The following is a 16,569-nucleotide window of genomic DNA, read 5'->3' as shown; positions in this document are numbered from 1 at the left end:
TCCCGTTACCCGCGCTTGCGGGTGGCGTAGCGGCGGCGAACGATCATGCGGTCGCTCTCCTGGCCCTTGCGGCGGGTACGGCCCTCCGGCTTACCGGCGGGGTTGACCGGGTGGCGACCACCTGAGGTCTTACCCTCACCACCACCGTGCGGGTGGTCCACCGGGTTCATGGCGACACCACGGACGGTCGGGCGCTTGCCCTTCCATCGCATGCGGCCGGCCTTGCCCCAGTTGATGTTCGACTGCTCGGCGTTGCCGATCTCGCCGACCGTCGCGCGGCAGCGGATGTCGACGCGACGGATCTCACCGGAGGGCATACGCAGCGTGGCGTACACGCCCTCACGACCGAGCAGCTGGATGCCCACGCCGGCCGAACGGGCCAGCTTGGCGCCACCGCCGGGACGAAGCTCCACACCGTGGATCGTCGTACCGACCGGGATGTTGCGCAGGGGCAGGTTGTTGCCCGGCTTGATGTCCGCGCCCACGCCGGACTCGACGCGGTCACCCTGCTTGAGGTCCTTCGGCGCGAGGATGTAGCGCTTCTCGCCGTCGGCGTAGTGCAGCAGGGCGATGCGGGACGTGCGGTTCGGGTCGTACTCGATGTGAGCGACCTTGGCCGGCACGCCGTCCTTGTCGTTGCGCCGGAAGTCGATCAGCCGGTACTGCCGCTTGTGGCCGCCGCCCTGGTGCCGCGTGGTGATGCGGCCGTGGACGTTGCGACCACCCTTCTTGGGCAGCGGAACCAGCAGAGACTTCTCCGGCGTCGACCGGGTGATCTCGGCGAAGTCGGCGACGCTGGAGCCGCGACGGCCCGGCGTGGTCGGCTTGTACTTACGGATAGCCATGATTTACAAACCCCTTAGCTGACCGGGCCGCCGAAGGCCTCGATACGGTCACCGTCAGCCAGCTTCACGAGAGCACGCTTGGTCGCCTTGCGCTGACCGAAGCCCGTCCTGGTGCGCTTGCGCTTGCCCTGGCGGTTGATGGTGTTCACCGTCAGCACACGGACATCGAAGATCTGCTGGATCGCGATCTTGATCTCGGTCTTGTTCGCGTCCGGGTGGACCAGGAACGTGTACCAGTTCTGGTCGAGAACGCTGTAGCTCTTCTCGGAGACCACGGGCGCGACGATGATGTCGCGCGGGTCGGCGATCGTGCTCACTTGTCCCCCTCCTCGGCAGCCTCGGCCGGCACGCCCAGGAACTCGTCGAGAGCTTCCTTGGTGAAGACGACCTCGTCGGCGACCAGCACGTCGTAGGTGTTCAGCTGGCCGGCCTCGATGAGGTGCACGGTCGGCTCGTTGCGCAGCGAGATCCAGTTCAGCTCGTCGTAGCTGCTGAGCACGACCAGGACCTTGGTGGACTGGGTCGCCTTGCGCAGCGTCGCGACCGCGGCCTTGGTCGACGGCTTGTCGCCGACGATGAACGCCTCGATCACGTGGACGCGGCCGTCGCGGGCCCGGTCCGAGAGGGCGCCCCGCAGAGCGGCGGCCTTCATCTTCTTCGGGGTCCGCTGGCTGTAGTCGCGCGGCACGGGGCCGTGCACCACGCCACCACCGGTGAACTGCGGCGCGCGGATCGAGCCCTGACGGGCGCGACCGGTGCCCTTCTGCTTGTACGGCTTCTTGCCGCCACCGGCGACCTCACCGCGCGTCTTGGCCTTGGCCGTGCCCTGACGGGCGGCGGCGAGCTGGGCCACGACGACCTGGTGCATCAGCGGGATGTTCGCCTGCACGTCGAAGATGTCGTCGGGCAGCTCGACCGAGCCGGCCTTCGTGCCCTCGGCGTTGATCACGTCAACCGAGCTCACTTGGCACCACCCTTCTTCTTCGCCGCCGTGCGGACCAGGATCAGCGCGCCCTTGGGACCGGGCACCGCGCCCTTGACCAGCAGCAGGTTGTTCTCGAGGTCGACTGCCTGCACCGTCAGGTTCTGCACGGTGAAGCGCTTGTTACCCATGCGACCCGCCATCCGGGTGCCCCGGAAGACACGGCCGGGGGTCGCGCAGGCGCCGATCGAACCGGGCGAGCGGTGCTTGCGCTCGACACCGTGGCTGGCCTTGAGGCCGTGGAAGCCGTGCCGCTTCATGACGCCGGCGTAGCCCTTGCCCTTGGTCTTACCGGTGACGTCGATCGGCGTGCCGACCGGGAACGTCTCGACGGTGACCTCCTGGCCGAGCTCGTACTCGGTGGCGTCGGTGGTGCGCAGCTCCACGATGTGGCGCCGCGGCGACACACCCGCCTTCGCGTAGTGGCCGCCCTCCGGCTTGTTGACCTTGCGCGGGTCGATGGCGCCGTACGCCAGCTGAACCGCGGTGTAGCCGTCAGTCTCGGAGGTGCGGACCTGGGTCACGACGCACGGGCCGGCCTGCACCACGGTTACCGGGACGACCTTGTTGTTGTCCCAGACCTGGGTCATGCCGAGCTTGGCGCCCAGGATGCCCTTCACTTGCCTGTCCATTGTCCGGATCCCTACAGCTTGATCTCGATGTCGACGCCAGCCGGCAGGTCGAGGCGCATCAGCGAGTCGACCGTCTTCGGAGTCGGGTCGATGATGTCGATCAGACGCTTGTGCGTGCGCATCTCGAAGTGCTCGCGCGAGTCCTTGTACTTGTGCGGCGAACGGATGACGCAGAAACGGTTGATCTCCGTGGGCAGCGGCACCGGGCCCGCGACCGAAGCTCCGGTGCGCGTGACCGTCTCGACGATCTTGCGTGCCGACGAGTCAACGACCTCGTGGTCATAGGCCTTGAGCCGGATGCGGATCTTCTGTCCCGCCATGGTGGCTTCTGTTTCCTTCTCTCGATGCCGCTACGTGCGAAAGCTGTGGCCCTCGCATGCCCGCAGGACCGTTGGTCCTGCGATGTCCGACCCCCGCGGTCGGGCGTGTCGCGCTCTGGAATCAAGCTCCGCCCCAGGTCTCTGGAGCGATCTTGCCCGCAAGGATTCCCCCGGAGGGAAGCCCTTGATCCGTCGGGATCGGGGATGCCGGCGGCCAGTCAAAACACGCCGGACACCCGGCGAGGGTGGCTGACCGCCCTCTCTCAAGAGCGAGAGCAGCCAACCACCCTGCGCGGACGCAACCTGACTAGTATGCCGTATCGATCCCGGCAATGCTAATCGGGGTCACCATTGAGGCGGAGGCCTCAATCAGACGTTGATCTTCGTGACCGTACCGGCGCCGACGGTGCGGCCACCCTCACGGATCGCGAACTTCAGGCCCTGCTCCATGGCGATCGGCTGGATCAGCTTGACCGACATCGAGGTGGAGTCGCCCGGCATGACCATCTCGGTGCCCTCGGGCAGCGTGACGACGCCGGTGACGTCCGTGGTGCGGAAGTAGAACTGCGGGCGGTAGTTCTGGAAGAACGGCGTGTGCCGGCCGCCCTCCTCCTTCGAGAGGATGTAGACCTGGCCCTCGAACTCCGTGTGCGGAGTGCTGGAGCCCGGCTTCACCACGACCATGCCGCGCTCGACGTCCTCGCGCTTGATACCGCGCAGCAGGAGGCCGACGTTCTCACCCGCGCGGGCCTCGTCGAGCAGCTTGCGGAACATCTCGATGCCGGTGCAGACGGTCTTGGTCGACTTCTCGCGGATACCCACGATCTCGACCTCCTCGTTCGGCTTGAGGATGCCGCGCTCGGCCCGGCCGGTGACGACCGTACCGCGACCGGTGATCGTGAAGACGTCCTCGATCGGCATGAGGAACGGCTTGTCGGTGTCGCGCTCGGGCTGCGGGATCGCGGTGTCGACCGCGTTCATCAGCTCGAGCAGCTTGCCGGTCCACTCCGCGTCGCCCTCGAGCGCCTTGAGCGCCGAGACGCGCACGACCGGAAGGTCGTCGCCCGGGAACTCGTAGGTGCTCAGCAGCTCGCGGACCTCGAGCTCGACGAGCTCCAGGAGCTCCTCGTCGTCCACCATGTCGCTCTTGTTCAGGGCGACGACGATGTACGGCACGCCGACCTGGCGGGCCAGGAGCACGTGCTCCTTGGTCTGCGGCATCGGGCCGTCGGTCGCGGCGACCACCAGGATCGCGCCGTCCATCTGGGCGGCACCGGTGATCATGTTCTTGATGTAGTCGGCGTGGCCGGGGCAGTCCACGTGCGCGTAGTGCCGCGACGCGGTCTGGTACTCGACGTGCGCGATCGAGATCGTGATGCCGCGGGCCTTCTCCTCCGGCGCCTTGTCGATCTCGTCGAACGGCGTGTAGGGGTTGAGGTCCGGGTACTCGTCGTGCAGGACCTTCGTGATGGCCGCAGTCAGCGTCGTCTTACCGTGGTCGATGTGACCAATGGTGCCGATGTTGACGTGCGGCTTAGTCCGCTCGAACTTCGCCTTCGCCACTGGTGTCCTCCTGTGGACTGTGTCTTTTCTTCTCGTCCGGCACGCCGATAAGGCGATCAGGACTCTGTCGACTGCTCGTGCACGTGCGGTCCTCGACGGACCGCACGTGCCTCATCAGGCTGGGAGCTTACGCGCCCGTGGCCTTGGCGATGATCTCCTTCGCCACGCTCTGAGGAACCTCGGCGTAGGAGTCGAACTGCATGCTGTAGCTCGCCCGGCCCTGGGTCTTCGACCGGAGGTCGCCGACGTAGCCGAACATCTCCGAGAGCGGCACCAGAGCCTTGATGACGCGAGCGCCGGAGCGCTCCTCCATCGACTGGATGATGCCGCGGCGGGAGTTGAGGTCACCGATGACGTCACCCATGTTGTCCTCAGGGGTGGTGACCTCAACGGACATCATCGGCTCGAGGAGCGCGGGGTCGGCCTTGCGGGCCGCCTCCTTCATCACGATCGAGCCGGCGATCTTGAATGCCATTTCCGACGAGTCGACCTCGTGGAACTGACCGTCCACCAGGGTCAGCTTGACGCCGACCATCGGGTAGCCGGCGAGGACGCCGTACTGCAGCGAGTCCTGCGCGCCCGCGTCCACCGAAGGGATGTACTCCTTGGGGATACGGCCACCGGACACCGCGTTGACGAACTCGTACGTCGGGCCGTCCGCCGCGAGCGGCAGGGGCTCGACGGTGACGACGACCTTCGCGTACTGGCCCGAGCCACCGGTCTGCTTCTTGTGCACGTACGTGAGCTTCTCCACGGTGCCGCGGATCGTCTCGCGGTACGCCACCTGCGGCTTACCGATGTTCGCCTCGACGTTGAACTCGCGACGCATGCGGTCCACGAGGATGTCGAGGTGCAGCTCGCCCATGCCGGCGATGACGGTCTGCCCGGTCTCCTCGTCGTTGAAGACGCGGAAGGTCGGGTCCTCCTCGGCCAGGCGCTGGATGGCGACACCCAGCTTCTCCTGGTCGGACTTGGTCTTCGGCTCGATGGCGACCTGGATGACCGGCTCCGGGAACGTCATCGACTCCAGGATGACCGGGTGCGCCGGGTCGCTGAGCGTGTCGCCCGTGGTGGTCTGCTTGAGCCCCTGCACGGCGATGATGTCGCCGGCCCACGCCGTCGGACGCTCTTCGCGCTTGTTGGCGTGCATCTGGTAGATCTTGCCGATCCGCTCCTTGCGGTCCTTGGTGGAGTTGACCACCTGGGAACCGGACTCGAGCGTGCCGGAGTAGACCCGGACGTACGTCAGCTTGCCGAGGTGCTTGTCCGTCTGGATCTTGAACGCCAGACCGGAGAACGGCTCGTCGTTCGACGGCTTGCGGACGATCGGCGTCTCGCCGTCGGTCGCGGTGCCGTCGATGGCCGGGACGTCCAGCGGCGACGGCAGGAAGTCCACGACGGCGTCGAGCATGGGCTGAACGCCCTTGTTCTTGAACGCCGAACCGCAGAGCACCGGGTTCGCCTTGCTGGCGATCGTGGCGCGCCGGATGGCGGCCTTGATCTCGTCCTGGGAGACCTCTTCGCCCTCGAGGTACTTCTCCATGACGGAGTCGTCCACGTCGGCGAGCGTCTCGATCAGCTTTTCGCGCCACTCGTTGGCGGAGTCGACCAGGTCGGCCGGGATCTCCTCGATCGCGTAGTCCTCACCCTTCTGGGTCTCCCCGCGCCAGGTGAAGGCCTTCATCGTGATCAGGTCGACGACGCCGATGTGCTCGCTCTCGAGCCCGATCGGGATCTGCAGAACGAGCGGGGTGGCGTTGAGCCGGTCGATCATCATCTGCACGCAGCGGAAGAAGTCGGCGCCGGTCCGGTCGAGCTTGTTGACGAAGCACATCCGCGGGACGTGGTACTTGTCCGCCTGCCGCCAGACGTTCTCCGTCTGCGGCTCCACGCCGGCGACACCGTCGTAGACCGCGACGGCACCGTCGAGCACCCGCAGCGACCGCTCGACCTCGACCGTGAAGTCGACGTGGCCGGGCGTGTCGATGATCTGGATCGTGTAGCCCTTCCACTCGCACTTCGTGGCGGCGGAGGTGATGGTGATGCCGCGTTCCTGTTCCTGTTCCATCCAGTCCATGACGGCCGCGCCCTCGTGGACTTCACCGATCTTGTACGTGATACCGGTGTAGAACAGGATCCGCTCGGTCGTCGTGGTCTTACCAGCGTCGATGTGCGCCATGATGCCGATGTTGCGTACCTTGGCGAGCGCGTCTGCGGCAGCCACTTCAATCCCTACTTTTCTTCGTCGTCGTCTCTGCAGGACCGGTACGACTGAACTGCGACGGCCCGGCGGGAACCGGGCCGGCAGCGGGTCTTACCAGCGGTAGTGCGCGAAGGCCTTGTTGGACTCCGCCATCTTGTGGGTGTCCTCGCGCCGCTTCACAGCTGCGCCGAGGCCGTTGCTGGCGTCGAGCAGCTCGTTCTGCAGCCGCTCGATCATGGTCTTCTCACGGCGGGCCTTGGAGTACTGGACCAGCCAGCGCAGACCGAGGGTGGTCTGGCGCGGGGTGCGCACCTCGACCGGCACCTGGTAGGTCGCGCCACCGACGCGGCGGCTGCGGACCTCGAGGGTCGGCTTGACGTTGTCCATGGCCCGCTTGAGGGTGACCACGGGGTCGGTGCCGCTCTTCTCACGGCAGCCCTCGAGGGCGCCGTAGACGATGCGCTCGGCGAGCTGACGCTTGCCGCCGACCAGGATCTTGTTCACCAGCTGGGTGACCAGCGGCGAGTTGTAGACCGGGTCCGCAACCAGCGGGTGTTTCGGCGCTGGGCCTTTACGGGGCATGTCAGCTCTTCTCCTTCTTCGCGCCGTAACGGCTGCGGGCCTGCTTGCGGTTGCGGACACCCTGGGTGTCCAGCGAACCGCGGACGATCTTGTAGCGGACGCCCGGGAGGTCCTTCACACGACCGCCACGCACGAGCACGATCGAGTGCTCCTGCAGGTTGTGGCCGACGCCCGGGATGTACGCCGTCACCTCGATCTGGCTGCTGAGCTTCACACGAGCGACCTTGCGCAGCGCAGAGTTCGGCTTCTTGGGGGTAGTGGTGTACACGCGCGTGCACACGCCGCGCCGCTGAGGGCTTCCCTTCAGCGCCGGCGTCTTGGTCTTGCTCGTCTTCGCCTGGCGGCCCTTTCGGACCAGCTGCTGGATCGTGGGCACCGGGTTTCTCCGCTCCCTTCGGCCGCCCTTCAGCGGCCGCACCGTCTTCGTTCTGCCTTGTGCACCGAGAGATCCCGTTTGGATCCCCGGCACCCGCGGTCGGGCGTGTCGTCCGGCTCACGGTCCCGCCGCGCGCTTGACGCACGCCGCGGATGTTCTGTCTTTGTCAGGGCTGTAACCCTGTCGTGCCACTGCCCCGTCGGTTACTACAGACTCGGGCGCACGCACGAGTTGCCCGGGCTAGCCCGGGCACGAGGGGAAAGAGTACCCACCACAGGGACACAGGTCAAAACGAGAACTGTTTCCCCTGATGGACATCTCCAGCTAACAAGTGTACCGGGTGCCTCGGCGTGACGACGCCTCGGTATCGGATCCGGCTGCACAAGGCCTCACGAGAACTGCAACACCACTACCAACAGCAGAGTCAGCGCCGCAATTCCCAGTCCCGCGGCGCCGCAGGAGATCCCCGCGGTGGCCACGCCCCGGCCCACGAAACGGACCTTGCCGTCCTGCCCGGAACGCTTGATCTGGCGCCGGGCGGCCAGCCCGACACCCACCGCACCCCCGCCGACCAGCACCCCCAGCAGCGCAAACGCACCCGCCACCACGGCACCCCAGCCCTCGGACTGACCGAGCAGGCCGAAGCAGAGCACCAGCGTGGAGATCATGATGGCGCCGATGCCGGCGATGAGCGAGCCGGTGGCCAGGCCGGACGTGATCGGCGCCACCCGCAGCTGGACCAGGGCGAACTCGGTGCCGGCGACCGGCTCGACGCGTTCCGGGGTCCACGCCTCGCTCGGCTTGGGCAGCAGCACCGGCGGAGGCGGGCCGGCCATCGACACCGGCTGTCCGGCCGGTGGCCACGAACCTGGTTGCTGCGTCACCGGACCGTCCCTCTCGCCGCGTACCCCTGGATCTTCGAGCATGTCACCCGAACGTGGTCCGGCGCAGCCCTGGGGCCGCTACCGGGCGCTCAGTCGGTGTTGGAGTCGAAGTCCTGGCCGCCGGTCGGGCCGGCCAGGTGCAGCAGGCCGGCGATCGACGCGACGACCAGCGCGGTCAGCGCCAGCACGATTCCGGCCCAGGCCAGCCGCTCCCCGCGGCGGACCCAGGCGCCCCCGAGGAGATAGCCGCCGGCGGCGTAGGCCTGGCGCCGGACCTGCCGGGCCAGGACCAGGGCGACCGTGGCGGGAATCACGCCGCCGACCAGTGCCCCGGTCAGCAATGCCACGACCCCCAGCGCGAAGACCGCCCGGGCCTTGGTCGACGGCGCCGGTTCGGGATCCATCGGGTGCCGGGTGGGTGCGGTCGTCGCGGGGTAGCTCACCCGTCCATCTTAGGAACACGAACGGGCGGCCGCGCATGATGCGCGACCGCCCGTGCTGCCGTGGGAAACCCTTAGCGGTAAGACCCGAAGTCGAAGTCGTCCAGCGGCACAGCCTGCCCGCTGGCCGGCCCGAAGCCGTAGTCGGTCTCGGGGTACCCGGTCATCGAGTACACCTTCGCCTTGGCCTCCTCGGTCGGCTCGACCCGGATGTTGCGGTACTTGCTGATGCCCGTACCGGCCGGGATGAGCTTGCCGATGATGACGTTCTCCTTGAGGCCCACCAGCGAGTCGCTGCGCGAGTTGATCGCAGCGTCGGTGAGCACCCGGGTGGTCTCCTGGAAGGAGGCCGCCGAGAGCCAGGAGTCGGTCGCCAGCGAGGCCTTGGTGATACCCATCAGCACCGGGCGACCGGCGGCGGGCTCGCCACCCTCGCCCACGAGCCGGCGGTTCTCCGACTCGAAGAGCGCCCGGTCGACCAGCACGCCCGGCAGGAACTCGGTCGCGCCGGAATCGATGACCGTGACCCGCTTGAGCATCTGGCGGATGATGATCTCGATGTGCTTGTCGTGGATGAGCACACCCTGCGAGCGGTAGACCTCCTGGACCTCACTGGTCAGGTGGACCTGGACCGCCCGCGGACCCATGATGCGCAGCAGCTCGTGCGGATCGATGGTGCCCTCGGTGAGCTTCTCGCCGACCGCCACGTGGTCGCCGTCGTGGGCCCGCAGCTTGACGCGCTTGGAGATCTTGTCGTACACGATCTCCTCGCTGCCGTCGTCCGGGATCACGATGATCTTCCGCGAGCGCTCGCCGTCCTCGATGCGGATGCGGCCGGGGGTGTCGGCGATGGGCGCCTTGCCCTTCGGCACGCGGGCCTCGAAGATCTCCTGCACACGCGGCAGACCCTGGGTGATGTCCTCACCCGCGACACCACCGGTGTGGAAGGTACGCATCGTCAGCTGCGTACCGGGCTCACCGATGGACTGGGCCGCGATGATGCCGACGGCCTCGCCGATGTCGACCGCCTTGCCGGTCGGCAGCGAACGGCCGTAGCAGGCCGCACACACACCCAGCTTCGACTCACAGGTCAGGACGCTGCGCACCCGGACCGTCTCCACGCCGGCCGCGACCAGCTTGTCGACCATGATCGAGTTGAGGTCGTCGCCACGCGACACCACCCGGTTGCCCTGGGCGTCGTCGATGTCGTCGGCCAGCGTCCGGGCGTGCACGCCGGTCTCGGCGTGCGTGTGCACCACGAGGGTGCCGTCCGGCTCGCGGTCCGCCACCTGCATCGGGATCGCGCGGTCGGTGCCGCAGTCCTCCTCGCGGATGATGACGTCCTGCGAGACGTCCACCAGACGCCGGGTCAGGTAACCCGAGTCGGCGGTACGCAGCGCGGTGTCGGCCAGACCCTTACGGGCACCGTGCGTGGAGATGAAGTACTCCAGCACGGTCAGACCCTCGCGGTACGACGAGGTGATCGGGCGCGGGATGATCTCGCCCTTGGGGTTGGCCACCAGACCACGGATCGCGGCGATCTGCCGGAGCTGGAGGAGGTTACCGCGAGCGCCGGAGTTGATCATGACCCAGAGCGGGTTCTCCTGCGGCAGCGCCGTCTCCATCTCCTTCGAGATGTCCTTGGTCGCGTTGGTCCAGATGTCGATGAGCTCGCCGCGACGTTCCTCGGCGGTCATCAGACCACGCTGGTACTGCTTGTCGATGCGGTCGGCCTCACCCTGGTAGCGGGCGATGATCTCCGGCTTGCGCGGCGGGGCGACGACGTCGCCCATACCGATCGTCACACCGGACCAGGTGGCCCAGTGGAAACCGGCCTCCTTGAGCGCGTCCAGGGTCGCCGCCAGGGCGACCTTGGGGAAGCGCTCGGCGAGGTCGTTGACGATCGCGGAGAGCTGACCCTTGCGGATCTCGTAGTTGACGTAGCGGTAGCCCGGCGGCAGCGTCTCGTTGAAGAGCACCCGTCCCAGGGTGGTCTCCACGGTCAGCTTGTCGCCCGACTCCCAGCCCTCCGGACGCTCCCAGGCGGGGGCGCCGGCGCCGTTGTCGACCTCGAGCACCTCGGGCAGGCGGATCTTCACGAGCGCCTGCAGGTGCAGCTCGCCGTTGTCGAACGCCATCCGGGCCTCGGCGTCCGAGCTGAACGTCCGGCCCTCACCCTTCGCACCCTTGGTGAGGTGCGTCAGGTAGTACAGCCCGATGACCATGTCCTGGGTGGGCATGGTGACGGGCTTGCCGTCGGCCGGCTTGAGGATGTTGTTCGACGACAGCATGAGGATCCGGGCCTCGGCCTGCGCCTCGGCCGACAGCGGCACGTGCACCGCCATCTGGTCACCGTCGAAGTCGGCGTTGAACGCCGTACAGACGAGCGGGTGGATCTGGATCGCCTTGCCCTCGACCAGCTGCGGCTCGAAGGCCTGGATGCCCAGGCGGTGCAGCGTCGGTGCGCGGTTCAGCAGCACCGGGTGCTCGCTGATGACCTCTTCCAGGACGTCCCACACGACCGCGCGCTGCCGCTCGACCATGCGCTTGGCCGACTTGATGTTCTGCGCGTGGTTGAGGTCCACCAGGCGCTTCATCACGAACGGCTTGAACAGCTCCAGCGCCATCTGCTTCGGCAGGCCGCACTGGTGCAGCTTGAGCCGGGGGCCGACGACGATGACGGAACGGCCGGAGTAGTCGACGCGCTTGCCGAGCAGGTTCTGACGGAACCGGCCCTGCTTGCCCTTGAGCATGTCGGACAGCGACTTCAGCGGACGGTTACCCGGGCCGGTGACCGGCCGGCCGCGGCGGCCGTTGTCGAACAGTGCGTCGACGGCCTCCTGCAGCATCCGCTTCTCGTTGTTGACGATGATCTCGGGGGCGCCGAGGTCGATCAGCCGCTTGAGCCGGTTGTTCCGGTTGATCACACGGCGGTAGAGGTCGTTCAGGTCGGACGTGGCGAAGCGGCCACCGTCGAGCTGCACCATCGGGCGCAGGTCCGGCGGGATGACCGGGACGCAGTCCAGGACCATGCCGAGCGGCGAGTTGCGGGTGTTCAGGAACGCCGCGACGACCTTGAGGCGCTTGAGCGCACGGATCTTCCGCTGGCCCTTGCCGCTGCGAATGGTCTCGCGCAGCGACTCGGCCTCGGCGTCGAGGTCCATGTTCTGCAGCAGCGCCTTGATCGCCTCGGCACCCATGCCACCGGTGAAGTACTCACCGAAGCGGTCGCGCAGCTCGCGGTAGAGCAGCTCGTCGGTGACCAGCTGCTTGCTGTCGAGCTTGCGGAAGGTGTCGAGCACCTCGTCCAGGCGGTCGATCTCGCGCTGCGCCTTGTCACGGATCTGGCGCATCTCGCGTTCGCCGGCCTCCTTGACCTTGCGGCGCACGTCCGCCTTGGCCCCCTCGGCCTCCAGCTCGGCCAGGTCCTGCTCGAGCTTGCCGGCGCGCTTCTCGATCTCGGAGTCACGGCTGTTCTCGGACTGCCGCTTCTCGGCGAAGATCTCGTTCTCGACCGTGGACATGTCGCGGTGACGCGCTTCGGCGTCCACGCTCGTGATCACGTACGAGGCGAAGTAGATGATCTTCTCGAGATCCTTGGGCGCCAGGTCGAGCAGGTAGCCCAGCCGGCTCGGCACACCCTTGAAGTACCAGATGTGCGTGACCGACGCGGCCAGCTCGATGTGACCCATGCGCTCACGACGGACCTTGGACCGGGTCACCTCGACGCCGCAGCGCTCACAGATGATGCCCTTGAACCGGACCCGCTTGTACTTGCCGCAGTAGCACTCCCAGTCCCGCTGAGGACCGAAGATCTTCTCGCAGAAGAGTCCGTCCTTCTCGGGCTTGAGCGTGCGGTAGTTGATCGTCTCGGGCTTCTTGACCTCGCCGTGAGACCACTGCCGGATGTCGTCAGCGGTAGCAAGGCCGATACGCAACTCGTCGAAGAAGTTGACGTCGAGCACTTGGACTATCCCTCGTGTTTCGTTGCTCGGATAAATTCCAGGCCGGCGGGGGCGTCCCCGGCGCTCGGCTCACCTTGCAGTGGGCCGGACCGCCGGGGACGCTCTCCGTCAGATCTCTTCGACGCTGCTGACGCCCTCGTTCGGGCGCCGGGACAGGTCGATGCCGAGTTCTTCCGCGGCCCGGAAGACCTCGTCGTCCGTCTCGCGCATCTCCAGGGCAACACCGTCGCTGGAGAGCACCTCGACGTTCAGGCACAGCGACTGGAGCTCCTTGAGAAGCACCTTGAAGGACTCGGGGATTCCCGGCTCCGGGATGTTCTCGCCCTTGACGATCGCCTCGTAGACCTTCACGCGGCCGAGTACGTCGTCGGACTTGATGGTGAGCAGTTCCTGCAGTGCGTAGGCCGCACCGTAGGCCTGCATCGCCCAGCACTCCATCTCACCGAAGCGCTGGCCACCGAACTGCGCCTTACCACCCAGCGGCTGCTGCGTGATCATCGAGTACGGGCCGGTGGACCGCGCGTGGATCTTGTCGTCGACCAGGTGGTTGAGCTTCAGGATGTAGACGTAGCCCACCGAGATCGGGTCCGGCAGCGGTTCACCGGAACGACCGTCGAAGAGCTGCGCCTTGCCGTCGCCGTTGACCAGCCGCTTACCGTCGCGGTTGAGCAGGGTCGACTCCAGCAGGCCCTTGATCTCGTCCTCCTGGGCACCGTCGAAGACCGGGGTCGCCACGTTGCTGTCCTTCGGCGACTCGTGGGCCTCGATGGCGCGCAGCTGGCGCTTCCAGTCGGCGTCCTCGCCCTCGACCTCCCAGCCCGTCTTGGCGATCCACCCGAGGTGGGTCTCCAGGACCTGGCCGATGTTCATGCGCGAGGGCACACCCAGCGGGTTGAGCACGATGTCGACCGGGGTGCCGTCCTCCAGGAACGGCATGTCCTCGATCGGCAGGATCTTGGAGATGACGCCCTTGTTGCCGTGCCGGCCGGCGAGCTTGTCACCGTCCTGGATCTTGCGCTTCTGGGCGACGTAGACCCGGACCAGCTCGTTCACGCCGGGGGGCAGCTCGTCGCCGTCCTCCCGCGAGAACGTGCGGACACCGATGACCGTGCCGGTCTCGCCGTGCGGCACCTTCAGCGAGGTGTCCCGGACCTCCCGGGCCTTCTCACCGAAGATCGCGCGGAGCAGCCGCTCCTCCGGGGTCAGCTCGGTCTCGCCCTTGGGCGTGACCTTGCCGACCAGGATGTCGCCGGGCACGACCTCGGCACCGATCCGGATGATGCCGCGCTCGTCCAGGTCGGCGAGCATTTCCTCGCTGACGTTGGGGATGTCGCGGGTGATCTCTTCCGGGCCGAGCTTGGTGTCGCGGGCGTCGACCTCGTGCTCCTCGATGTGGATCGAGGTGAGGACGTCCTGCTGCACGAGGCGCTGCGACAGGATGATCGCGTCCTCGTAGTTGTGGCCTTCCCAGCACATGAACGCGACGAGCAGGTTCCGGCCGAGGGCCATCTCCCCTTCGTCGGTGCACGGACCGTCGGCGATGACCTGGCCGGCCTCGACCCGGTCGCCTTCGAAGACGACGGGCTTCTGGTTGACGCAGGAGCCGGCGTTGCTGCGACGGAACTTGTGCAGCAGGTAGGTCCGGCGGTGGCCGTCGTCCTGGTGCACCGTCACGTAGTCGGCGCACAGGTCCTCGACCAGACCGCCGACCTCGGCCACGACCACGTCGCCGGCGTCGACCGCGGCACGGTATTCCATGCCCGTGCCGACCAGCGGCGCCTCGGCCTTGACCAGCGGAACGGCCTGACGCTGCATGTTCGCACCCATCAGGGCGCGGTTGGCGTCGTCGTGCTCGAGGAACGGGATCATCGCCGTCGCGACCGAGGTCATCTGCCGCGGCGAGACGTCCATGTAGTCGACCTCGGTGCCGGGCACGTAGTCGACCTCACCGCCCTTACGGCGGACCAGAACGCGATCCTGCGCGAAGGTGCCGTCGGACGCCAGCGTCGCGTTGGCCTGCGCCTTGACGAAGCGGTCCTCCTCGTCCGCGGTGAGGTAGTCGACCTGGTCGGTGACCCGGCCGTTCTCCACCTTGCGGTACGGGGTCTCGATGAATCCGAACGGGTTGACCCGCGCGAACGTCGAGAGAGCACCGATCAGGCCGATGTTCGGGCCCTCCGGCGTCTCGATCGGGCACATCCGGCCATAGTGGGACGGGTGCACGTCACGGACCTCGAAGCCCGCCCGCTCACGGGACAGACCACCGGGGCCGAGCGCGCTCAGCCGGCGCCGGTGGGTCAGGCCCGCCAGCGGGTTGGTCTGGTCCATGAACTGCGACAGCTGCGACGTGCCGAAGAACTCCTTGATCGCGGCCACCACGGGGCGGATGTTGATCAGGGTCTGCGGCGTGATCGCCTCGACGTCCTGGGTCGTCATGCGCTCGCGGACGACGCGCTCCATCCGGGACAGGCCCACGCGGACCTGGTTCTGGATGAGCTCGCCCACGGTGCGCAGGCGCCGGTTGCCGAAGTGGTCGATGTCGTCGGCCTCGTAGCCCTCCTCACCGGCGTGCAGCCGGCAGAGGTAGTCCACGGTCTTGACGATGTCTTCCTCGGTCAGCGTGCCCCGGACGATCGGGACGTCGATGTCGAGCTTCTTGTTGAACTTGTACCGGCCGACCTTGGCGACGTCGTACCTCTTCGGGTTGAAGAAGAGGTTATCGAGCAGGGTCTGCGCGTTCTCACGCGTCGGGGGCTCGCCGGGACGGAGCTTGCGGTAGATGTCGAGCAGGGCCTCGTCCTGCCCGCCGATGTGGTCCTTCTCGAGCGTCGTCATGAGCAGCTCGGACCAGCCGAACCGCTCCCGGATCTGGTCCGCCGACCAACCGATCGCCTTCAGCAGGACGGTGACGGCCTGCCGGCGCTTGCGGTCGATGCGGACACCGACGGTGTCGCGCTTGTCGATGTCGAACTCGAGCCAGGCACCCCGGCTCGGAATGACCTTGACGCTGGAGAGGTCACGGTCGGAGGTCTTGTCCGGCTCCTTGGTGAAGTACACGCCCGGCGAGCGGACGAGCTGACTCACCACGACGCGCTCGGTGCCGTTGATGACGAACGTCCCCTTGGGGGTCATCATCGGGAAGTCACCCATGAACACCGTCTGGCTCTTGATCTCGCCAGTGGTGTTGTTGGTGAACTCCGCGGTCACGAACAGCGGTGCGCAGTAGGTCAGGTCCTTCTCCTTGCACTCTTCGATGGAGGCCTTGACCTCGTCGAAGCGCGGCGCTGAGAAGGACAGCGACATGGTGCCGGAGAAGTCCTCAATGGGACTGATCTCTTCGAGGATCTCTGCGAGGCCCGAGTGGGCATGTGGATCGTCCGTAGAGCGCGTCTGCCAAGCCTCGTTCCCGACCAACCAGTCGAAGGACTCCGTCTGGAGGGCGAGGAGGTTGGGGACTTCGAGTTGCTCGTCGATCCTGCCGAACGAGATACGGCGGGGAGCGTAAGCGCTCGACGTACGACTGGTCTTCGCAGGGCGGGAAGCTGCCAAGATGCGTCCTTCCGAGGACCGGTGCTGCTGATGCGGCTGAGCTGCTGATGCAACTGTCTGCGTCACTTGTGTGCGTGCACTCCAATGAACCCCCAGGAAATCATCCGGATCGATGTTCCTGCAGGGCTCATGACAGAAGGCAGCGCAAACTAGCAGTGTAGCCGCTCGGCTAACCGCTGTCCAGCCCACACCGGAGGGGGCCTGCGGAACGGTGTCCCCGCGGCCTCT

Annotated in this window: 13 protein-coding genes; all 13 read right to left on the bottom strand. The window is 67.0% G+C overall.

The genetic code is table 11. The features are described 5' to 3' along the window. Positions 1-5: 5 nt before the first annotated feature. The 13 genes from rplB to AB0C12_RS25045 all read right to left on the bottom strand — a co-directional run bounded on the left by rplB (position 6) and on the right by AB0C12_RS25045 (position 16,341). Positions 6-845, bottom strand: coding sequence for a 50S ribosomal protein L2 (rplB, locus tag AB0C12_RS25105; RefSeq protein WP_212987329.1), 840 nt, complete (start codon positions 843-845; stop codon positions 6-8). Positions 846-859: 14 nt separating this feature from the next. Continuing rightward, positions 860-1,162, bottom strand: coding sequence for a 50S ribosomal protein L23 (gene rplW / locus AB0C12_RS25100; RefSeq protein WP_203776595.1), 303 nt, complete (start codon positions 1,160-1,162; stop codon positions 860-862). Continuing rightward, positions 1,159-1,809 (bottom strand): 50S ribosomal protein L4, encoded by a 651-nt coding sequence (rplD, locus tag AB0C12_RS25095; RefSeq protein WP_360551805.1) that lies wholly within the window; start codon positions 1,807-1,809, stop codon positions 1,159-1,161. The genes rplW and rplD overlap by 4 nt, the downstream gene beginning before the upstream one ends. Continuing rightward, a complete protein-coding gene (gene rplC / locus AB0C12_RS25090) occupies positions 1,806-2,459 on the bottom strand; it encodes a 50S ribosomal protein L3 (protein ID WP_360551803.1) in 654 nt (217 codons plus the stop codon). Before rplC ends, rplD begins: the two co-directional genes overlap by 4 nt. Positions 2,460-2,470: 11 nt before the next feature. After that, positions 2,471-2,779 (bottom strand): 30S ribosomal protein S10, encoded by a 309-nt coding sequence (gene rpsJ / locus AB0C12_RS25085; RefSeq protein ID WP_097322778.1) that lies wholly within the window; start codon positions 2,777-2,779, stop codon positions 2,471-2,473. 369 nt (positions 2,780-3,148) lie between these two features. After that, positions 3,149-4,342, bottom strand: coding sequence for an elongation factor Tu (gene tuf / locus AB0C12_RS25080; protein ID WP_212987332.1), 1,194 nt, complete (start codon positions 4,340-4,342; stop codon positions 3,149-3,151). A 127-nt stretch (positions 4,343-4,469) separates the two neighbouring features. Then, positions 4,470-6,566: an elongation factor G gene (gene fusA, locus AB0C12_RS25075; protein WP_360551801.1), complete on the bottom strand. Its 2,097-nt coding sequence runs from the start codon at positions 6,564-6,566 to the stop codon at positions 4,470-4,472. 90 nt (positions 6,567-6,656) lie between these two features. After that, complete coding sequence (gene rpsG / locus AB0C12_RS25070; protein WP_125812313.1) at positions 6,657-7,127, bottom strand: 30S ribosomal protein S7; 471 nt, start codon at positions 7,125-7,127, stop codon at positions 6,657-6,659. Between the two features lies 1 nt (position 7,128). Then, entirely contained in the window at positions 7,129-7,503 is a 375-nt protein-coding gene (gene rpsL / locus AB0C12_RS25065) for a 30S ribosomal protein S12 (RefSeq protein WP_014440718.1), read from the bottom strand. A gap of 389 nt (positions 7,504-7,892) precedes the next feature. Next, a complete protein-coding gene (locus AB0C12_RS25060; RefSeq protein WP_360551798.1) occupies positions 7,893-8,387 on the bottom strand; it encodes a hypothetical protein in 495 nt (164 codons plus the stop codon). Between the two features lie 89 nt (positions 8,388-8,476). Continuing rightward, on the bottom strand, positions 8,477-8,791 hold the full coding sequence (locus AB0C12_RS25055) for a hypothetical protein (RefSeq protein WP_360551981.1): 315 nt from the start codon (positions 8,789-8,791) through the stop codon (positions 8,477-8,479). Between the two features lie 110 nt (positions 8,792-8,901). Beyond that, complete coding sequence (locus tag AB0C12_RS25050) at positions 8,902-12,792, bottom strand: DNA-directed RNA polymerase subunit beta' (RefSeq protein WP_360551796.1); 3,891 nt, start codon at positions 12,790-12,792, stop codon at positions 8,902-8,904. Between the two features lie 108 nt (positions 12,793-12,900). Beyond that, a complete protein-coding gene (locus AB0C12_RS25045) occupies positions 12,901-16,341 on the bottom strand; it encodes a DNA-directed RNA polymerase subunit beta (RefSeq protein WP_360551794.1) in 3,441 nt (1,146 codons plus the stop codon). Positions 16,342-16,569 lie beyond the last annotated feature (228 nt).

The sequence above is a fragment of the Actinoplanes sp. NPDC048967 genome, assembly GCF_040649415.1.
Taxonomy (GTDB): Bacteria; Actinomycetota; Actinomycetes; order Mycobacteriales; family Micromonosporaceae; genus Actinoplanes.
This window is presented reverse-complemented; position numbering and strand designations above follow the sequence as displayed.